The sequence below is a fragment of the Thalassospira sp. B30-1 genome, assembly GCF_015767575.1.
GTDB classification, from domain to species: Bacteria; Pseudomonadota; Alphaproteobacteria; order Rhodospirillales; family Thalassospiraceae; genus Thalassospira; species Thalassospira xiamenensis.
In genome coordinates, this window is sequence record NZ_CP065232.1 from 1,853,548 (window position 1) to 1,873,429 (window position 19,882).

At 54.2% G+C, this 19,882-nt stretch carries 17 protein-coding genes; 11 read left to right on the forward strand and 6 right to left on the reverse strand.

Annotated features, from left to right (window positions below):
• The 9 genes from IT971_RS08885 (at position 1) to IT971_RS08925 (ending at position 10,349) form a co-directional block, all read left to right on the forward strand.
• On the forward strand, positions 1-1,149 hold the full coding sequence (locus IT971_RS08885; protein WP_063092934.1) for a glycosyltransferase family 4 protein: 1,149 nt from the start codon (positions 1-3) through the stop codon (positions 1,147-1,149).
• Positions 1,146-1,751 (forward strand): histidine phosphatase family protein, encoded by a 606-nt coding sequence (locus tag IT971_RS08890; RefSeq protein WP_063092935.1) that lies wholly within the window; start codon positions 1,146-1,148, stop codon positions 1,749-1,751. Before IT971_RS08885 ends, IT971_RS08890 begins: the two co-directional genes overlap by 4 nt.
• Complete coding sequence (locus IT971_RS08895) at positions 1,748-2,875, forward strand: glycosyltransferase family protein (protein ID WP_063092936.1); 1,128 nt, start codon at positions 1,748-1,750, stop codon at positions 2,873-2,875. The genes IT971_RS08890 and IT971_RS08895 overlap by 4 nt, the downstream gene beginning before the upstream one ends.
• Entirely contained in the window at positions 2,872-3,630 is a 759-nt protein-coding gene (locus IT971_RS08900) for a polysaccharide deacetylase family protein (protein WP_007089935.1), read from the forward strand. Before IT971_RS08895 ends, IT971_RS08900 begins: the two co-directional genes overlap by 4 nt.
• The gene (locus tag IT971_RS08905; protein WP_007089934.1) at positions 3,621-4,235 is read left to right on the forward strand and encodes a hypothetical protein; all 615 of its coding nucleotides are present in this window, start codon (positions 3,621-3,623) and stop codon (positions 4,233-4,235) included. The genes IT971_RS08900 and IT971_RS08905 overlap by 10 nt, the downstream gene beginning before the upstream one ends.
• The gene (locus IT971_RS08910; RefSeq protein ID WP_063092937.1) at positions 4,232-6,160 is read left to right on the forward strand and encodes an ABC transporter ATP-binding protein; all 1,929 of its coding nucleotides are present in this window, start codon (positions 4,232-4,234) and stop codon (positions 6,158-6,160) included. The genes IT971_RS08905 and IT971_RS08910 overlap by 4 nt, the downstream gene beginning before the upstream one ends.
• Positions 6,157-8,106, forward strand: coding sequence for an ABC transporter substrate-binding protein (locus IT971_RS08915; RefSeq protein ID WP_082822701.1), 1,950 nt, complete (start codon positions 6,157-6,159; stop codon positions 8,104-8,106). Before IT971_RS08910 ends, IT971_RS08915 begins: the two co-directional genes overlap by 4 nt.
• A gap of 78 nt (positions 8,107-8,184) precedes the next feature.
• Positions 8,185-9,183 carry an ABC transporter permease gene (locus IT971_RS08920; protein ID WP_007089931.1) on the forward strand — a complete coding sequence of 333 codons (999 nt, stop codon included), beginning with the start codon at positions 8,185-8,187 and terminating at the stop codon, positions 9,181-9,183.
• The gene (locus IT971_RS08925; protein ID WP_063092938.1) at positions 9,180-10,349 is read left to right on the forward strand and encodes an ABC transporter permease; all 1,170 of its coding nucleotides are present in this window, start codon (positions 9,180-9,182) and stop codon (positions 10,347-10,349) included. Before IT971_RS08920 ends, IT971_RS08925 begins: the two co-directional genes overlap by 4 nt.
• Before the next feature lie 50 nt (positions 10,350-10,399).
• Here IT971_RS08925 and IT971_RS08930 read toward each other — a convergent pair whose 3' ends face one another.
• From IT971_RS08930 to dusA, 5 genes are all read right to left on the reverse strand, one after another.
• Entirely contained in the window at positions 10,400-11,581 is a 1,182-nt protein-coding gene (locus tag IT971_RS08930; RefSeq protein WP_063092939.1) for an MFS transporter, read from the reverse strand.
• A 118-nt stretch (positions 11,582-11,699) separates the two neighbouring features.
• Positions 11,700-12,557, reverse strand: coding sequence for a class I SAM-dependent methyltransferase (locus IT971_RS08935; RefSeq protein WP_007089928.1), 858 nt, complete (start codon positions 12,555-12,557; stop codon positions 11,700-11,702).
• Positions 12,558-12,582: 25 nt separating this feature from the next.
• Positions 12,583-13,779 carry a 3-phenylpropionate MFS transporter gene (locus tag IT971_RS08940; RefSeq protein ID WP_063092940.1) on the reverse strand — a complete coding sequence of 399 codons (1,197 nt, stop codon included), beginning with the start codon at positions 13,777-13,779 and terminating at the stop codon, positions 12,583-12,585.
• On the reverse strand, positions 13,776-15,809 hold the full coding sequence (gene mnmC, locus IT971_RS08945) for a bifunctional tRNA (5-methylaminomethyl-2-thiouridine)(34)-methyltransferase MnmD/FAD-dependent 5-carboxymethylaminomethyl-2-thiouridine(34) oxidoreductase MnmC (protein WP_063092941.1): 2,034 nt from the start codon (positions 15,807-15,809) through the stop codon (positions 13,776-13,778). Before mnmC ends, IT971_RS08940 begins: the two co-directional genes overlap by 4 nt.
• Positions 15,806-16,801 (reverse strand): tRNA dihydrouridine(20/20a) synthase DusA, encoded by a 996-nt coding sequence (gene dusA / locus IT971_RS08950; RefSeq protein ID WP_063092942.1) that lies wholly within the window; start codon positions 16,799-16,801, stop codon positions 15,806-15,808. The genes mnmC and dusA overlap by 4 nt, the downstream gene beginning before the upstream one ends.
• Positions 16,802-16,945: 144 nt before the next feature.
• Between dusA and IT971_RS08955 the strand changes: the two genes are divergently transcribed.
• The gene (locus IT971_RS08955; protein WP_063092943.1) at positions 16,946-17,299 is read left to right on the forward strand and encodes an ArsC/Spx/MgsR family protein; all 354 of its coding nucleotides are present in this window, start codon (positions 16,946-16,948) and stop codon (positions 17,297-17,299) included.
• 23 nt (positions 17,300-17,322) lie between these two features.
• On the forward strand, positions 17,323-17,991 hold the full coding sequence (locus IT971_RS08960; protein ID WP_223305080.1) for an HAD family phosphatase: 669 nt from the start codon (positions 17,323-17,325) through the stop codon (positions 17,989-17,991).
• Between the two features lie 58 nt (positions 17,992-18,049).
• Here the strand turns inward: IT971_RS08960 and ggt are convergent, their stop codons facing one another.
• Positions 18,050-19,825 carry a gamma-glutamyltransferase gene (gene ggt, locus IT971_RS08965; RefSeq protein ID WP_223305081.1) on the reverse strand — a complete coding sequence of 592 codons (1,776 nt, stop codon included), beginning with the start codon at positions 19,823-19,825 and terminating at the stop codon, positions 18,050-18,052.
• Positions 19,826-19,882: the final 57 nt, after the last annotated feature.

Genomic DNA, 19,882 nt, shown 5'->3' on the forward strand with positions numbered 1-19,882 from the left:
GTGCAGATCGCCTTTTATGCACCGTTAAAGCCGATTGATCATCCGACACCATCGGGGGATCGCCTGATGGCGCGCCTTCTGTGTGACGCGCTTTCGCAAGCCGGACATAAAGTTGATATCGCATCTCGTCTGCGCAGCAGGGTTGGCGATGGCAATGTCCTGCGTCAGGCGCAAATTGCCGAACTGGCGTCAAAGCTGACCGCGCGGCTGTTGCGGCAGTATCAGAATGGCAAACGCAAGCGCCCCGATATCTGGTTTACCTATCATCTCTATTACAAGGCCCCGGACTGGATTGGCCCGGTGATCGCGAATGTTCTTGGCATTCCCTATGTCGTGGCCGAGGCATCCTTTGCCCCCAAACGCGCAACCGGTCCCTGGGCGCAAAGCCATATAGCCGTTGAACATGCCTTGCGATGTGCCGGTGCGGTGTTTTCACTTAATCATGCGGATATGGAATGTCTTGCGCCAATATGCGGTCAGGATCGGCTGCATTATCTGCCACCCTTTACCCATACCGAAAACTGGCATGCTGCTGATCGTGGCCAAATTGATCTGGATAAACCGGTTCAGTTGGTAACAACCGCCATGATGCGACCGGGCGACAAGCTGAAATCTTACGAATTGCTGGCAAACGCACTCGGCAGGCTCAATGCACGGAATGTGACGAACTGGCATCTGACGGTGATCGGCGATGGTCCCGCACGCGCGGATGTCGAGGCAGCCTTTGAACGCCACGCAATCAAATACGATCAACTTGATTTCGCCGGTCTTTGCGATGCCGATCATACGCGCATTCTTTTGGCGCGATCTGACATGTTTGTATGGCCGGCGATCAACGAGGCCTATGGTATGGCAATACTTGAAGCACAGGCGGCAGCATTACCTGTTCTGGCAGGCGACTGTGGCGGTGTTTCAGGCATTGTAGCGGATGGCAAAACCGGATGGCTGGTGCCGGTTGGGGATGTTGATGCCTTTGCCGACAAACTTGCCGAATGCTTGGCATCGGATCGGTACAGCATATTGCGCGATATCGGGCAGTCGGCCGCGCAGAAAGCCGAACAGATGCATACCGTCACCGCCGCCGCCCAAAAGCTTGATACTGTCCTGGGTGGCGTGATGGAAAGTCACATGAAACGGAAACAGGGATGAGAAACTTTCATTTTGCCCTGTTGCGACATGGGATTACCGCGTGGAACACGGAAAAACGTATCCAGGGCCAAAGCGACATATCGTTGCTTCCCGAAACCATTGATGAGTATGGCCGCCTGCAATTACCGGAAAAATGGCGCAAAGTTCCTTGGCGTGTCAGCCCGCTGATCCGGACAATTCAAACAGCCGTTAGCCTTTCGATTGAGGGTGTTTCACCTGACGAACATTGGATTGAAATGAACTGGGGGGATTGGGAAGGTAAAAAACTTTCCGACTTGCGCCGCCAACTCGGCCCCAGAATGCAGGAAAATGAAGGCCGTGGTTGGGACTTCCGCCCGGAAGGCGGCGAAAGCCCGCGTGAAGTTCTTTCCCGGGTCGAGGCCGCCTTGGCCGGGCATCGTGACGGTGATTTTGGCGTCGTAACCCACAAGGGTGTTATTCGTGCGGTCTATGCTGCGGCAAGAGGCTGGGACATGATGGGGAAAATCCCTGACAGGCTTGATTGGAAAAGCATTCATGTCTTTTCATGGTCTTCGGATGACGGGCTTGGCGTCGTTGATCTTAATTGCCGTCTGCTTGAACGGGACGGAACAACCTCATGACCGACATCCTGATATATGTTCAGCATTTGCTTGGTATCGGTCATGTGCGCCGTATCGCCCTGATCAATGCGGAACTGAAAAAGCTCGGCATCAAGGCAACCGTTATCACCGGTGGTATCCCCGATGCCGCACTGGATTTCGGAAGCGATGATGTGATCCAACTGCCGCCTTGCCGAACCGCAGATAGCGGTTTTTCCGGATTGGTCGACGCGGCGGGAAATCCGGTCAATGAGGCATGGAAGCAGGCGCGAAAACAGGCATTACTTGATGCGTTCAAATCCGTGGCACCCAAGCTTTTGATGATCGAAATGTTCCCGTTTGGCCGCCGGGCCTTCCGGTTCGAATTACTGCCGCTGCTGGAACGGGCTGGGCAGGCGGGGATTCCCCGTATCTGTTCCGTTCGTGACCTTCTGGTTCGCAAATCTGACCCGTCAAAAGAAGTCTGGATGCGCGATATTGCGCGCAGTCATTTTGACCACGTGCTGGTTCACGGTGATCCGATGCTTTTTGGTTTCGGGCGTAGCTTCCCGTTTGCCAGCGATATTGCTGATATGATCGAATATACTGGTTATGTTGCGCCCAAAGCTGAGTTCTTGGGCGGCGAACGACAAGGTGTTCTTGTTTCTGCTGGCGGTGGTGCGGTCGGGGCTGCGCTGATTGAAGCTGCAATTGCTGCGCGTCCGCTTTCAAGCCGGTTTGCCGATCAGCCATGGGATATTGTCACAGGGCCGCATTTCCCGACCAACACATTCCATCGCCTTGCGCAAAACCTGCCGGCCGGGGTCACGTTGCATCGCTTTTTGCCTGATTTCCGCGAACGGATGGCACATGCCTGTGTTTCCGTCTCGCAGGCAGGCTATAATACCTTGATGGATGTTCTGGCGACGGGGACCGCGTCGGTAATGGTTCCATTCGCCGATGGCGGTGAAAGCGAACAGACTGAGCGCGCTGCTATTTTAGCGGGAAAGAAAGTGCTGTCGTTGCTTGATCCCGATGATTTAAGTCCACAATCCTTGGCAAATCAAATAGATCGGGCGAAAAATCCTGTTAAATTAGATATATCTCTGGACGGGGCAGGGATAACTGCGGCTAAACTCGCAGAAAGAATAAGAGGGAAGGCATGAGTAGCTGGGATCAACTTCGCGCAGAGCTGGATTTGTGGCAGTCCGAAGAATGGATTGCCACGATGTGGTGGCGCGACGATGACGCAGTTGCCGTTACATCGGCACTTGAAACGTTGCTTGCCTTCGAACAGGATTATCGCGTTCCCTTGGCCCTTGCGGTGATTCCGGCTGATCTTGAACATGATCTGGTGCTGCGTCTGGCAGAAACACTTGATACCCGTGTTTTCCAGCATGGCTGGTCCCATACCAATCATATGCCTGCTGGCCGAAAAAAGCAGGAACTCGACGATGTTCGCGATATTGGTACGGTCGTTGCCGATATCCGCCGCGGCTTTGATATCCTGTCATCCCAGTTTGGCAATCGTTTCCTGCCGGTGATGGTGCCGCCATGGAACCGCATTGCCGATGACGTCATGCGGGCTTTGCCATCGCTTGGCCTGCGCGGCATCAGCACGTTTAATGCGAGACCGGATGCATATCCCGTTTCCGGCCTTCTGATGGTCAATACCCATGTTGATGTTATTGACTGGCGCGGTACCCGTGGGTTTGCGGGCGAAGACCAATGCATTACGGCGATGATTGCGCATTTGTCGGCCCGCCGAACCGGGCTGGTTGACGCCGCCGAGCCCACAGGGCTTCTGACGCATCATCTGGTTCATGACGACGCCACAACACGATTTCTTGAAAACCTGTTTTCGTTTGAGCACGCAGCGCTCAAATGGTTGCGAATTCCCGGAGTTTTCCCATGGCAATAAGCCCTATCGAAGAAACCGGCGGTGTCGAAACAGTCGATCCGGTCAAGCCTGCCGGTGTGCGTGATCGTGATGTTCAGATCATGGGATATCCGCCGCGGCTTATGGCACCTGATATGGCGAAATCGGTTGCCGGATTGCTGATTTGCGGTGTCATTGCCCTGATTCCCGAAATGCTGCCGATTATTCAGTGGACGGCAGCCGGGCTGGCGCTTTTGTTCATTCTTTATTTTGCCCGCACATTAATGCGGTTTCAGTCAAAGATTTATGTTTCGGAATATGGTATCCGGATCAGCAACTTGCGCGGCGGAACCGCATTTGCGTGGTCGGAACTTTCCAAATTCCGTTTGCGTTATTTCTCTACCCGTCGCGATGGCAGGAAAGGCTGGTTTGAACTGACCCTCCAGGCCGGGGATGCGAAAATCGTCACAGAATCAACATTGGACGGTTTTGATGATCTGCTTGAAATTGCGCGGGATTGGGCCAAAGATAACCAGTTACTGGTCGACGATATAACAAGAACCAATCTGATGCGTATGGACGAGGCCGAAACAATGGTCCAGGCAGCCGCATCAAGTCGGGCAGGCGGCATTGGCGAGGGAAGATGACCGATATTCTGCGTATCCGCGATTTGAAAGTCGAATTCGTTTTGCCGCATATGCGGGTCAAGGCGGTCGAAAATGTCAGTTTTCGCATTGGTGCGCAGGAAACCGTCGCCCTTGTCGGAGAATCCGGTTCTGGCAAAACCACCATTTCACAGGCGATCATGGGGTTGTTGCCCAAATCGGCACAGATCACCAACGGATCAATTGTTTTTGCCGATCCGAAAAAGCCGGGAACCCGCGTTGATATCGCGATGCTGGATCGCTCGGGTGCTGAAATGCGTTCCATTCGCGGTGGCCGTATTTCCATGATTTTTCAGGAGCCGATGAGCTCCCTATCACCTCTTCATACCATCGGTGATCAGATTTGCGAGGCCGTGCGCCTCCATCGCAAGGTCGGCTCCAGCGAGGCCAAAGAGCTTGCCAGTGACATGCTGGGACTTGTCGGTTTTCCCAATCCAAAAAGATCCTTAAAGACATATCCGTTCGAGCTTTCAGGTGGTTTGCGCCAACGTGCGATGATTGCCATGGCAATGGTTTGCCGGCCGGCACTGCTGGTTGCGGACGAACCGACAACGGCACTTGATGTGACGATACAGGCCCAGACACTTCGTTTGATCAAGGATATGCAGGCCGAATTGCAAATGTCCGTACTGCTGATCACCCATGATCTTGGGGTGGTGGCCAACATGGCGGACCGCATGGTCGTGGTTTATGATGGCCGTGTTGTCGAAAGCGGTCTGACCCATGATGTGTTCGTCAATCCCGGTCACCTCTATACACAGTCGTTGCTGGCTGCGGTTCCGCATTTCGATATGGGACCTGACGAACGTTTGCGTCCCCTGCGTGAAATCAAGCCGAAGGTCGATAGTCTGCTGACTTTTTGCGGCGACAAAGACACATCTGAGCAAGGCGGGGATGTTCCACCGTCGCTGGCATTGCATCCGACAATGGCAAGCGAGCCGGTTCTGGCTGTGCGCCACCTTTACAAAAGTTTTGCGGTGCGCAAAGGCAACTGGCTAAAGACCGAGGAACAAGAAATTGCCGCTGTGGCGGATGTGTCTCTGACGGTTAATCGCGGCGAATGTGTCGGTCTGGTTGGCGAAAGTGGATGTGGCAAAACCACGCTTTCCAAACTGATCATGCGGGCGATGGCACCCGATAGCGGATCGATCCTGTTCCGGGGGGAAAGTGGTCAGATGACCGAATTGACCGGCTTGAACGAAGATCAGCTCAACCCGTATCGCAAACGTATCCAGTTCGTTTTCCAGGACCCGTTCGGGTCCCTTAATCCACGGATGACCGTGCAGGACATAATTACCGAACCGTTGATTATTCATGGTATCGGTGATGCATCCTACCGTAAGAAAATGGTGCTGGAACTGATGGAACTGGTCGGGCTTGATCCCCGGTTCCTGAACCGGTATCCGCACAGCTTTTCGGGCGGCCAGCGCCAGCGTATCGGCATTGCACGCGCGCTGACGCTTAAACCCGACCTTCTGATTTTTGATGAACCGACATCGGCACTTGATGTATCGGTTCAGGCGCAAATTTTAAACCTTCTCAAAGATTTGCAGCGTGAACTTAAACTGACATACCTGTTTATTTCGCACAATCTGGCGGTGGTTGACTATATTGCGGACCGGATTGCTGTGATGTGTGCGGGGCGTATTGTTGAATCCGCACCACGCGAACAATTGTTCAGAAATCCGGTCCATCCCTATACCCAGGCATTGCTTAACGCCGTGCCGTTTGCCGATCTCGACCATCTTCTGGATTTTACCAAGATTGTCGACGGCAAGGCTTCCGATCCGCGCCGCTGGCCTGCGCCCTTTACCATTGATCCCCAATCTGATCCGCGGATGGTCCAGTTTGCCGAGGATCACTTTGTCCGTGCCGCACGTGCCGATTATCAGGAGATGGCCATATGAAGCCGACTATCGTTCCTGCGTTCTCTGCGGGTTGGTTTAACAAATCGCGCATGGCGTTCGTATGTGTGGGGTTCTCGGCGGCAATGTTTGCGGGGATGATATCGGCGGTCGGCCCGGCAAAGGCTGAAATTCCGTATTTCGAGGATGCCGTATCAAAGGGGGAATTGCCCCCGATGGCGGCACGTCTGCCTGAACATCCCAACGTCATCGACTTCACTGCCGAGAATAAGGAAATCGGCAAATATGGCGGTGATCTGGTGACCATCATGGGCCGTTCGCGCGATATTCGCATGGCGGTGGTTTATGGCTATGCCCGGTTGATCGGATATGACGAGAACCTGAACCTGCAACCCGATATTCTCGAAAGCCTTGATGTCAACGATACCGGTAATGTATTCACCCTGCATCTTCGCAAAGGCCATAAATGGTCCGATGGTGAACCCTTTACCGCCGAGGATTTCCGCTATTTTTGGGAAGACGTCGTCAATAACGATGAACTGTTTCCGGTCGGTCCGCCGCGTTTCCTGTTTGTTGGCGATGAACCGGCAACATTCGAGATTCTCGACGAATATACCGTTCGTTACAGTTGGTCCAAACCCAACCCGTTTTTCGTAACGGAACTGGCTGCAACCCGGCCGCCCTTCATTTATCGGCCTGCACATTATCTGAAACAGTTTCACGCGAAATATCGCGATGCGGCCGAGTTGGATGCGATTGTCAAAGAACGGGGCTTACGCAGCTGGGCGGTGCTTCATACAGATAAGGACCGTCCTTACCGGCTTGAAAATGTCGAACGTCCATCGCTGGAACCATGGCTGATCAGGACCGAAGAACCGTCTGATCGCTTCATCTTTGAACGTAACCCGTACTATCATCGCGTTGATCCGGATGGCAATCAGCTGCCTTATATTGATCGGATGATCTTCAATATCTCGAATGCCAAACTGGTTCCGGCCAAGGTCGGCGCGGGCGAGGTTGATCTGCAAAGCCGGATTCTGTCCTTGCAGGATTACACCTTCCTTAAACAGTCCGAGCCGCAGCAAAACTTCAAGGTGAACCTTTGGGATGTCGGTTACGGTGCCTATGCGGCACTTTATCCGAACCTGACCTGTTCTGATCCGGTCTGGCGGAAATTATTGCGCGATGTGAAATTCCGCCGGGCATTGTCGCTTGCCATCAACCGAACAGAGATCAACCGGGTGATGTTCTTTGGTCTGGCGGCACCAACCAACAATACGGTCCTGCCCAAAAGCCCGCTTTTCAAACAGGAATACCGCGACAGCTATATTGAGTTCGATGTCAAGAAGGCCAATGCGCTGCTTGATGAAATGGGCCTGACCAAGCGCAATGGCGATGGTATTCGTTTGATGCCCGATGGTCGACCGCTTGAAATCATTGTCGAAACCATGGGCGAAAACCCCGAACATGACGACATGCTTGAACTGATCGGGGATAGCTGGAAACAGATTGGTGTAAAGCTGTTCGTCAAGGGATTGCAGCGCGAAGTTCTGCGCAATCGGGCCTATAGCGGCGAAACCATAATGTCGATCTTTAATGGTGTCGATAGCGGCCTTGCAACGCCGGGTACAGTTCCGGCGGAATTCGTTCCGATCCAGCAGGACAGCCTGCAATGGCCGAAATGGGGACAGTATTTCCAGACCAATGGCGAGGCGGGCGAAGCACCGGATATGCCCGCCGCCAAGGAACTCATGGACCTTTATGGTAAATGGGCCAATGGCAATGACGCGGCCCGAAAGGACGCATGGCAGCGTATTCTCGATATCAATGCGGAAAACATGTTCTCTATCGGTCTGATCGGTAATGTGCCGCAGCCGGTCGTGGTTCGCAACGATCTGCGCAACGTGCCGGAAAAGGGCATACATAGCTGGGAACCAGGTGCATTCTTTGGCATTTACCGTCCCGATACATTCTGGTGGGACCGTTGATCGCAATGATCTGAAAACGAACGCATCATTCCGGATAGGGAAACCGGAGCCGATGCGACAGGGGGAGCTTAACCGCCGATGCTGACTTTCTTGGCAAGACGGCTTTTTGTCATGATGCCCACGCTGTTTTTCATCAGCGTGCTGGTGTTTATTATCATTCAATTGCCGCCGGGCGACTTCCTGTCCACCTATCTGAATGAATTGCAGGCGCAGGGCGAGGCGGTCGATCCTGCCAAAATTGCTTTCCTCAAACAGCAATACGGTCTTGATCAACCGCTCTGGCAGCAATATTTCGATTGGGCGTGGGGGCTGTTGCACGGCGATCTTGGTTTCTCGTTTGAATATAACCTGCCGGTTACCGAGGTGGTTGGGGATCGTCTGTGGTTATCGGTCGTTCTGAATTTCAGCACGGTTCTGTTCATCTATGTCGTCAGCTTCCCAATCGGGATTTATTCTGCAACCCGCCAATATAGCTGGGGAGACTACGGCTTTACCTTGCTCGGTTTCCTCGGCCTTGCCATGCCGAACTTCCTGTTTGCGCTCATCCTGCTTTATTACGCCAATGTTGTGTTTGGGACTTCCATCGGTGGTCTGATGGACCCGGAATTCATCAATCAGGGTTGGTCTTTTGCCAAGATCATGTCGGTTGCCGAACATCTTTGGGCGCCGGTGCTGGTGATCGGGACATCCGGGACCGCGTCGATGATCCGGCGCCTGCGGGCCAATCTTCTTGATGAACTCGGCAAACAATATGTTGTCACGGCCCATGCCAAGGGCTTGTCGCCAACGCGCGTTTTGTTCAAATACCCGCTGCGCATGGCATTGAATCCGTTTATCGCCGATATTGGCAATATCCTGCCTCAGGTCGTATCGGGTTCTGTTCTGGTATCTGTTGTGATGTCGCTGCCAACAACCGGGCCGATGTTGCTTGCCGCCCTACAAAGTCAGGACATGTATCTGGCCGGGTCGTTCCTGATGTTTCTGGCATTGCTGACGGTGATCGGCATGTTTGTGTCCGATCTGCTTCTTGCATGGCTTGATCCCCGAATTCGTCTGCAAGGAGGGGTATCGCAATGAGCCGCAGCGACGATAAACGTAACGAGCATTTCGTTGATACCGCGCCCTTCGATCCCTGGGATCGTGAGGAACTGACACGCGCGCAGGAAAAATACTATCTCGCATCGCAGTGGAAGCTGATCTGGTGGCGGCTTAAACGCCATCGGCTGGCGTATGTTTCGCTGATCATTCTGGCGATAATGTATGCATCCGTTTTCATTGTCGAAATCCTGGCACCCTATGCACAGGAAACCCGGAATTCCGAATACATCCATCATCAACCGCAAGCGATCCACCTGTTTCACGACGGGAAATTTGTCGGGCCGTTTACCTATGGCACCGATTTCTCGATTGACATGGAAACGCTGAAACCGATCTATACGCCAAGCGACAGCCGCGTTGAAAAAATCCGCTTCTTCTGTTCCGGCGATCCCTATGAATTCTGGGGCCTGTTCGAGGCCGATTTTCATGTCATGTGCCCGGCCGAGGACGGAACCCTGTTCTTGTTGGGTACGGATCGTCTGGGACGCGACATGTTGTCGCGCATGATTTACGGCGCGCGTGTGTCGCTGACCATCGGTTTGGTCGGTATCGCCGTAAGCTTCATTCTGGGCATCCTGATCGGCGGGGCGGCGGGATATTACGGCGGCTGGGTCGATGCAAGCGCGCAGCGCCTGATCGAAGTCATCCGCTCGATGCCGGAAATTCCGTTATGGATGGCACTTTCAGCAGCATTGCCGGTGACCTGGAGCCCGGTTTTGATCTATTTCGGGATCACGATCATTCTGGGCTTGATCGACTGGACGGGGCTTGCCCGCGCGGTACGTTCGAAACTTCTTGCACTGCGTGAAGAAGACTATGCCCTTGCCGCCCGTCTGATGGGGGCCAAGCCAAAACGCATCATTGCCCGTCATCTGCTGCCAAACTTTGCCAGTCACCTGATCGCGTCGGTAACCCTCTCGATCCCGAACATGATCCTTGGCGAAACCGCGCTCAGTTTCCTTGGTCTTGGCCTCCGGGCACCTGTCACCAGTTGGGGCGTGCTGTTAAACGAGGCACAGAACATCAACGCCGTTGCTGTCTATCCGTGGCTGATGTTGCCGGTGGTGCCGGTGGTGATCGTTGTTCTGGCGTTCAACTTCCTTGGCGATGGCCTGCGCGATGCGGCCGATCCCTACAAGAATTAACTGTCCTGCCAAATCAAGCAGCCCGCCATCTAATGGCGGGCTGTTCTGCTTTAATGCACAATCGGTTTTGATCGCAGTTGCGCCATCGAGGGCACCATCGCAATCACCGAAAGTGCGAGCCCGAAACCGCAAACCGCAGGCCAACCGCCCAGTCCCCATGCATAGGTCGCCCCGGCCGAGCCGAATGAACCGCCAAGGAACATACCGGTCATATAAACGGTGTTGATCCGGCCGCGGGCCTCTGGCAGCAGGCCGAAGATCACATGTTGGTTGGAAATCATCGCACTTTGCACGCCGAAATCCAGAATGATCACCCCGACGATCAACCCTGCAAGAGCTGTCCAAAGCCCGAATGCCAGCCACGAAATCACGCAAATGATGACACCAGCGGCAATGACGCGCGCAGGACCATATCGGTCTGCCAACCGGCCCGAAAGGGGGGCTGCCAGAACGCCAATCGCGCCCAAAACCCCGAATAGCCCGGCGATATCGGCACCCAGCTGATAGTCGGGTTCCTGAAGATGCAGGGCCAATATGGTCCAGAAGGCCGAAAATGATCCGAACAGGGCGGCTTGCGTCAATGTCGCCCGGCGAAGGGCAGGCAGCTGTTTACACAGGAACAGCACGGATAAAAGCGCCTCGCCATAGCCGATGGAGGTCCGCGCCTTGTCCTTTGGCAACATCACGGCCATCACGATGGCGGCAAGAACGGCCACCGGGGCGGCAAGCCAGAACATCTCGCGCCAGCCAAGATGGGTCGACACAAACCCCGCCAGTGTCCGGCTCAGAAGAATACCGCACAGCAAACCCGCCATGACCGTGCCAATGGTTTTTCCGCGGTTTTCGGGAGGGGTCAGTGCGGTTGCATAAGGAATGATTTGCTGGGCCACCGTCGAACAGGCACCAAGCAATATTGACGAAATAAACAGAACATAATCCGTTGGTGCCGATCCTTCGACTACAAGAACCAGTGCCAGCAACAGGAACAGGATAACAATCAGTTTGCGCCGGTCAAACAGATCGCCAAGCGGGACGAGTAAAAACAGACCAACTGCATATCCCAACTGCGTTGCGGTCGGGATCAGGGCCGCAGTGCCGCTTTGATTGAACTCGGCCATGATGATGCCAAGCATCGGTTGGTTATAATAAATATTGGCAACTGCAAGACCGGCAGCAACCGCCATGACAAAGGCCAGTCCCCGGCCAAGACCCGGAGCATCTGTTCGCGACATCGATTTAATCCTGATTAACCGTGGTTCGGATGGAAAGACGTTTTCCCGGCAGGCTTGCGGGGCTTTTGCCCCGTCATTTCCGTCAATACGGTTTGAATGGATCCTGATCCTGTTTGAACTACTTTTTACGCAACCACAAGCTGGTTTCATGTGCCCCATCAGGCAGATGAATGCCATTGGCGATGGAGTTTGCAATAATGTTATTCAGGCGTGTACTGGCATAGGCACTCGACCACAGGATTTCAAACCCGTTACCTGCCAGCAACGCTGCAACACCCTGCTGTTCATTGTATCCGCGCCATTGCCAGATTTCCGGATAATCATCGGGCAGGGTGATGTCATGGATATGAATGATCGCCCCACTGGGCAATGCCGGTATGACCGTTGAAAACAGCAGATCAACATCCGTGCCGGGCATCAGGATATGGCTTGAATCTATCGAAAGAATATCCGCACCCGACAATGTCTTGAACACAGCCGGATCGGCCTTTTGCACGATGGTTCGTTCGACCGTAATCGGCAAGGCGGCAATATCGGCGCGTGGTACCGGATCAATTGCGTGAAAGATGGTGTCGAGTTCACCATCAAGAATGGCGCGATAGTAAAACCGTGTTGAATGGCCCGATCCAATTTCAATAATCCGTTCCGGGCGAAATTCACGCGTCAGGACATAGGCCATCATCCCGTCTAGTCGCGGGAACCAGCTTTGTTGCCAACGTGGATCGGGTGGGGTGGCATTGCCGAAACTGGCAAATGCGTCCTGATATTTGTTGGCCTTGGTCAGCCACGCCTTCATGGTCGGTGCCGCGTGATCCATCATGGCCTCTATTGCCGGATAATGCGGTCGGCCAACGGTACTGGCCGTTTCGGCGGCATAGCGATACGGAATGAAATAACCGGCTGGCGACGCCGTCAAAAGCGTCCTAAGCCCCAGTTTCAAACGGCGCCATTTCCGTGAAAGCGGAAGATTGCTCATCAGATTTCCCCCCGGCATGTCCCGGTCATTCACAAAACGTGTTGTCTTCGCCGCGCCAACGCTTGATTAGCCAAAGCGCAAAGAAGAACGCAACAATCGAAAGTCCGCTCATGGCGTAATAGGCATGCGATCCGAAATGATCATAAAGCGGTCCCGATGCCCAGATCGCACTGCCAAGGAAAACACCCATGGATAATGTCGCCATCAGGCTTTGAGCCGATGTTGCAAGCTGGGTCGGTACCGCGCGTGCAATAAAGCTGACAGCCGCCAGATGGGTAATGCCAAATGTCATGGCATGCAAGGGTTGCACCAGAACAATCAGCCAGAAATTATCGGTCATGCCCAGAACAGTCCAGCGCAGCACGCCTGACGCCGCTCCGATGGCAAACAAAATCCCCGGATGCCGACCGCGCACATATTTCCCGGCAAAGGCAAACAGGGCTATTTCGGCAATCACCCCGATGGACCAGAACGCCCCGATCACATCATGGGGATAGCCGACATTTTCCCAATGGACAGACGCAAAGCTATAATAGGTGCCGTGCGACCCTTGCGCAAAACCGATGCAGCCGAGATAAATCAGGAAAACGGGTTTGCGCAGCAGATAAATGATTGACGAACCGGACCGCAACGGACGGTCGGTTTGTGGATCGGGCATGCGAGTGACGATGGCAAAATTTACAATCCCGGCAATAAACAGCATCCAGACAATCCAGGCCGTAGATGTGCCATCAAGAACCCATCCCGCGCCATAGGATGCCGCGATAAAGGCAAGCGATCCCCAAAGCCGAACCCGGCCGTAGTCAAGTTCCTTGGCCTTGCATTCATGAACCGTAATCGTTGTGCCCAGTGGCAATAACGGTGCAAAGCTAAAGCCGATGATCACGGATAATCCGGCCAGCCACCAGAAATTGCTCGATACCGGAAAGGCAAGAACCGTAACGACATAAATCCCCGCCAGCCATAACATAGGTGTCTTACGATTGCCGGTGCGATCTGCGCGCTGCGCAATCAATGGGTCGGCAAAAACCCGAACCCAGTTGGGCAGGGACAGCAAAATACCGATCTCGCCCGCCGATAATCCCTGACTTTTCAACCAGACCGGCCAATAGGGCAGAAACACACCCTGAATAAGGAAAAGCCCCACGAAAAACAGCGCAAGCACGGTTGCGGTTTTCATATGCGGGTCGTCAAATGACGGAAGGACGTGCTTGTTGATCATGCCGTGATTTGCCGCCGTTTAAGACCACGCACGATGAACCGTGCGGGATGGATCGCATCCATCAGGGACTTTTCGAGCGGCAGGGGCATATTGCAAATCTCGCTGGCAATTATTTCGGCGGCAAGAGGGGCTGCGATCAGCCCACGCGCGCCAAATCCGGTACAGATATACACGTCTTTATGGTAAGGCGCATCGATATATCGCGCCGCCTTTTTCCCTTTGTCTATATCGTGATAGGCCGAAAGATAGGCATCGTAATCCGGTGCTGGACCGATCATTGGCAGGTGATCCGGGGTTGTGGTCCGCAATGCCGCCCGACCGTCAAGTTTTATCGCTTCCAGCCTGTCGGCAAGCTCGGGCAGGACGCGGCTCAACTGTTGGCGGTTATGGGCATGGTCAGTTTCGCGCAGGTCTGTCTGATCATCATTGCGATCAAATGTCGCACCAAAAACATGGATACCCGCACGCGCCGGGGTCAGGTAGCCTTTATGACTGAGCACGCAGCGAATTTTGTCGTCGCCATAGCATTCGCGCAATGCGCTGTCGTCAAAGTAACTGATCTGTCCACGTACCGGGCGCAGATAGTCTGAAAGCCATGCGGTTTGATCAAGCCCCGTTGTTTCGGTCGCACCGGCAATGATCACAGCGTCAAAGGGGCCAAATTCCTGCCCCCCAACCGAATGCAGGACCTTGTCCGTACCATCTTCGGAAATTGCAGCAATCGGTGTGTTGGTGTGGCACTCGATCCCGCTGGCAAGACAGGTCACCAGCGATGGTGGATTGACCCAGCCAGCACCAGGATAAAACAAACCACCATGGGGCAGCGGCAACCCAAAGGCGCTACTCGCAGCTTCACGGTCCAGAACATGAACCAGATCGGGGCTGTCCGGCAGGCGCTGCATCATGCCTGCCTGACGCTCTTCGTCGCGCTGACTGCAAATCAAATCCAGTACGCCGCAAAAATCGGCTTCGATCTTCCCTGCATCGGACAGGCGGCGCACCAGTCGTTGGCTGTATCGAAAGCCCGCTTCGTAAAAGCGTCCTGTTATGGCGTTATCAGCGGTGAAATAGGGTTCAAGCATCCCGACGGGATTGCCTGATGCCGCATTTGCCAAGCGTTCGGATTTTTCAAAAAGCGTAACCGCGCATCTGCGATTTTGAAGCGCCCGTGCACAGGCGGCCCCGGCCATGCCGCCGCCAATGATCGCGACACGTTTGTTATCCGTCACTTTTGGCAATACAAACCAAGGGTTTTCGTCCATTCCTTTGCCGCGATCTGCGCTTTCATCGGTCCCTTTCGGGGCAAGGCGGGCCGTGATCATATCGCGCTTATAGGCATATCCCTTGCGCTTGGCGACTTCAAACCCGGCCTGTTCCAGCCCGTCACGCACGATACGTGCTGCACTGAATGTCGAAAGGGTCGCGCCATCACGGCTTGATGCCGCGGCAAGGGCGGTGAACAATTCCGGTCGCCACATATCGGGATTGCGCGACGGGGCAAAACCGTCAAGGAACCAGCAATCGACCATTCCGTGATAATCGCGATAACAGTCAATCGCATCCCCGATCAGGAGTGTCAGCGTGACCGAACCATCGCCCAGATCAAACCGGTGCACACCGGGCAACATCGTTCCGGTTGGCCACTGCGTGACCAGTTGGTCTGAAATTTCGGCCAATTCCGGCCAGTTCTGATGCGCGCGTGCCATCGCATCACGCGTCAGCGGGAATTTCTCGACCGATACGAAATGAAGCCGTTTGGACCGCGACGGGTCCTTTTGCCCGCAATCCCACGCGGCAAGGAAATTTAGTCCTGTGCCAAAGCCGGTTTCACCAATCGTGAAATTCTCGCGGTTTTGCCATGCCTCGGGCAGGTTATTGCCCGCAACAAACACATATTGCGTTTCGGCCAATCCGTTTTTTGGATTGTAATAGATATCACCAAATTGCGGGGAAAAGGGGACGTTGCCTTCCCGCCATGTAATGCCGCCGGTTTGTCTCGCGGCTTCGGGTGATTGTTCATCTGCGCTCATGCAGACAATGCCTCGGCATCTTCTTTGGAAACCAGTGCCAGTGCCCCGCGCACCGTATCAACACCCGCGCCCTTGCGATGGGCATTTTCGCTTAAATACCGGCGCCATTGTTTGGCTCCGCGCATCTGCTGAAACAGGCCAAGCATATGCCGCGTCACGTGGCCAAGCGTCCCGTTGTTCGATTTCAGATGTTCGTCGATATAGGGCAACATCGCCTCTGCCACCTGATGACGGCTTAAGGGCTTTGTATCATCGCCATAAAAACGCCGATCCACATCCGAAAGCACATAGGGGTTCTGATAGGCTTCCCGCCCGATCATCACGCCGTCCACCTGTTTCAGATGTTCTTCGGTTTCATCCAGTGTCTTGATGCCGCCATTGATCAGGATTTCAAGTTCCGGCAATTCCTGTTTCAACTGGTAAACCAGTTCATATTTAAGCGGCGGGACTTCGCGGTTTTCCTTGGGACTAAGCCCGTTCAGCCATGCCTTGCGGGCATGCACGATGAAAGTTCTGCACCCGGCATCCGCCACGGTTTCCACAAACCGTTTAAGCGATGGGTAATCTTCCTGATCGTCGATACCGATACGGTTTTTAACCGTTACCGGTGCGTCACTGGTGCCAATCATCGCTTTGACGCAATTTGCCACCACATCGGGGGTCGCCATCAGACAGGCACCAAATGCCCCGTTCTGGACGCGATCCGACGGACAACCGCAATTCAGGTTGATCTCGTCATAGGCATAATCATTGGCAATCTCGCAGGCACGCGCCAGATCATCGGGGTTGCTGCCGCCCAGTTGCAGGGCAACGGGATGCTCTGCCGTGTTATAGCGCAAATGCCGGGCCGCCCCACCATGGATGATCGCACCCGTGGTAACCATTTCGGTATAAAGCAGCGCATGCCGACTGATCTGCCGCAAGAAATAGCGATCATGCCGATCTGTCCAATCCATCATCGGGGCGACGGAAATACGCCGATTGACAGTCATACCGAGTTGTTCCTGAACCTGAGCACGTGAATGGGGTTGCCGATTTCCGGGCGCGGTCTTTATATATGTTCCGGGATTTAGGGTCAAAACCCATTCGGCGATGCATGGCTGCATCGCACATTGCGCGACATACAGGAAGCATTCATGATTACGGTCTATGGCATCAAAAACTGCGACACAGTCAAAAAATCCCTTAGATGGTTCGATGCCAAGGGGATTAATCACAAGTTTCATGATTTCCGCATTGACGGAATTGATGCCAAAACCATCGAAGGATGGCTTGCCGAAGTCGGCGGTAAAACCCTGATCAATAAACGCGGGCCAAGCTATCGTAATCTTTCCGATGGTGACAAAGCTGTGCTTGAAAATGACGATGCGGCCGCCGCCGTCATCCTTGCGGCCAATCCGACCGTGATCAAACGGCCGGTTGTCGATTTCGGCACAACCCGCACGGTTGCCTATGACGAAGGATGCTGGTCCGAACTGGCTGAGGCATGAGTGACAGGATGATGGACGCGATTGTGACTAAACCTGTCTTGCGCGGCGTGATCTTTGATTGTGATGGTGTTCTGGTTGATACCGAAAACCTGGCAAACAGGGTTCTGACCGATCTGCTGTGCGAATATGGCTGTGACATGACCCCGGCGCAAAGCCACCAATTCTTTATAGGTGGCACGCTGGCGGCTGTTGCACCCAAAATGGCCGAATCTTTTGGTGTGACCTTGCCTGACGACTGGATTAAGGAATGTTATGCCAGAACCTTCAAATCATTTGAAAAAGATTTGAAGCCATATCCAGACCTTGATCCTGTTCTCGACCTTCTGGATGCGAAGGGGATCCCGATGGCAATCGGTAGCAACGGCCCGCATGACAAAATGGATGTATCGCTTGGCAAGGTCGGGTTGCTGGATCGTTTTCGTGGTCGGATATGCTCCGCCCATGATGTGCAACATGCAAAACCGGCCCCCGATGTTTATTTGCTGGCTGCTGAAAAAATCGGTATCGACATCACCGAATGCGTGGTTATTGACGACAGCATTAGCGGCGTGCGCGCCGGTGTTGCATCGGGGGCCACGACAATCGGTCTGGTCGATCTGACATCGGCGGATGCTCTGCGCGGGGCAGGGGCGCATTATGTCGTAGAAAATCATCTGGCATTACGCGACTTTCTGGCTGATTGGCTTGCTTGACAAAAAAAGGCGGCATCGCAATCGATGCCGCCCGTCCTCAAATCATCGAAATCTATCTTTACTCGCCGATAACGATGCCTTCGCGTCGTGGATCTGCCCCGCCAATCAGACCCTGATCGGTAATCCGGATGATGTGCAAACCGGAATTAAGATCGCGGATCTCGGTTTTGAAACCGCGTTGCTGAAGGTATGGCTCAAGAGCCTCGGCCTCTGTTCCTGCCTCGATATCAAAGGTTCCGAACCGGTTGATCAGATGGGGCATGTTGATGGCCTGCTGCGGGTCCATGCCCCAGTCAATCATCCCGACTAGCGCCTGTGCGACATACCCGATAATCCGCGATCCGCCAGGTGACCCGGCGGCGATAACCGGTTTGCCTTCCTGCATGACGATTGTCGGTGCCATGGAAGAACGCGGGCGTTTGCCCGGTTCCAGCCGATTGGCAATCGGCACACCGTTGCTGTGTGTCTTGAACGAAAAATCGGTCAGTTCATTGTTCAACATAAAGCCGCGCACCATCAGGCGCGACCCAAAGCCGTTTTCAATGGTGGTGGTCATCGACACAACGTTACCCATGGCATCGACAATTGAAAAATGGCTGGTGCTGGGGAATTCGATTGCTTCATCATCGGCAAGCCGCATGGCGTGACTGAACGCGGGCATGCCCGGTTCCACACTTTCCAGCGCCTGGTCGCTTTCCAGAAGCTTCGATCTTTGTGCCAGATAATCCTTGTCCAGTAATCCGGTCAAAGGCATCGGCACAAAATCGATATCAGCCATATATCGCCCGCGATCAGCAAAGGCCAAACGTGATGCATCACCAATCAATCGCCAGCTTTCCGGCGATTTGGGGCCAAAATCACCAATATCAAACGGTTCGATCAGCCCAAGTATCTGCCCGACCGTCAGGGCACCGGATGATGGCGGGCCCATTCCACATATTTCGTATCCGCGATAATCGGCGCAAACCGGATCACGTTCCTTGACAGTATAATTGGCAAGGTCTTTCAGGGACAGAACACCGGGGTTCCAGCTTGCCCCCTGAACCTTGTTAATGATGTCATTGGCAATCGGCCCAAAATAGAACCCGTCAGTACCGTTTTGTGCCAACGCTTTAAGGGTATTGGCATATTCCGGGTTTTTCAGAAGCGCACCTTCTTCAAGCGGCGCACCATTGCTGTCAAAGAAATAGCCCTTTGCGGTATCATCGCGTGAGAGCTTTTCGGCATCCTCGGCGATCAGTCCGGCAAGGCGAGGGGAGACATTAAAACCGATTTCGGCGCGTTCTATGGCAGGGGACAGCAATGAGGGCCATTCCAGTTGACCCCATTTTTCGTGGGCTACTTTCAGTAATGCTGGTGTTCCCGGTGTCCCGACGGACCGACCGCCGACAACAGCATCATAAAATTCCATTGGTTCGCCTGTTTCGGTCTGAAACAGGGGCGGTGTGGCGGCCATCGGCGCCGTTTCGCGGCCATCCATGGTTGTCAGCTTGCCGCTGCGTGCATCAAAATAAACCAGAAAGGCACCGCCCCCCAGTCCCGACGACTGTGGCTCAACTAGTCCAAGCATCGTCTGAACGGCGACCATGGCATCAATAGCATTGCCGCCGCGACGAAGCACATTTGCACCAGCTTCAACCGCCAGCGGGTTGGCCGCCGTAACCATCCAGTTCGGCGCGCGAACAGCGTCGCGATGTGAGACCGGCGATGTCGCACTTTCGGGTGCAATCGCATCCGTGGCCTGTTGTGCGTTGGCCGACAGTGTCAGCAATATCGCCGTTGCACTGCTCAGCAGAAAGGACCGCAGACGAAAACCTTTGATCATGTGGGGCATGTCACCAACCTTTTTGTTGTGGTTCTGATGGCCCATGCTTCCAGAAATGGTGGTGAT

Coding starts and splice junctions, on each gene's coding strand:
- IT971_RS08940 (WP_063092940.1), bottom strand. CDS start 13,779: ATGATCAACAAGCACGTCCTTCCGTCATTTGACGACCCGCATATGAAA.
- IT971_RS08955 (WP_063092943.1), top strand. CDS start 16,946: ATGATTACGGTCTATGGCATCAAAAACTGCGACACAGTCAAAAAATCC.
- IT971_RS08900 (WP_007089935.1), top strand. CDS start 2,872: ATGAGTAGCTGGGATCAACTTCGCGCAGAGCTGGATTTGTGGCAGTCC.
- dusA (WP_063092942.1), bottom strand. CDS start 16,801: ATGACTGTCAATCGGCGTATTTCCGTCGCCCCGATGATGGATTGGACA.
- IT971_RS08890 (WP_063092935.1), top strand. CDS start 1,146: ATGAGAAACTTTCATTTTGCCCTGTTGCGACATGGGATTACCGCGTGG.
- ggt (WP_223305081.1), bottom strand. CDS start 19,825: ATGCCCCACATGATCAAAGGTTTTCGTCTGCGGTCCTTTCTGCTGAGC.
- IT971_RS08920 (WP_007089931.1), top strand. CDS start 8,185: ATGCTGACTTTCTTGGCAAGACGGCTTTTTGTCATGATGCCCACGCTG.
- IT971_RS08895 (WP_063092936.1), top strand. CDS start 1,748: ATGACCGACATCCTGATATATGTTCAGCATTTGCTTGGTATCGGTCAT.
- IT971_RS08915 (WP_082822701.1), top strand. CDS start 6,157: ATGAAGCCGACTATCGTTCCTGCGTTCTCTGCGGGTTGGTTTAACAAA.
- IT971_RS08925 (WP_063092938.1), top strand. CDS start 9,180: ATGAGCCGCAGCGACGATAAACGTAACGAGCATTTCGTTGATACCGCG.
- IT971_RS08905 (WP_007089934.1), top strand. CDS start 3,621: ATGGCAATAAGCCCTATCGAAGAAACCGGCGGTGTCGAAACAGTCGAT.
- IT971_RS08930 (WP_063092939.1), bottom strand. CDS start 11,581: ATGTCGCGAACAGATGCTCCGGGTCTTGGCCGGGGACTGGCCTTTGTC.
- IT971_RS08935 (WP_007089928.1), bottom strand. CDS start 12,557: ATGAGCAATCTTCCGCTTTCACGGAAATGGCGCCGTTTGAAACTGGGG.
- IT971_RS08910 (WP_063092937.1), top strand. CDS start 4,232: ATGACCGATATTCTGCGTATCCGCGATTTGAAAGTCGAATTCGTTTTG.
- mnmC (WP_063092941.1), bottom strand. CDS start 15,809: ATGAGCGCAGATGAACAATCACCCGAAGCCGCGAGACAAACCGGCGGC.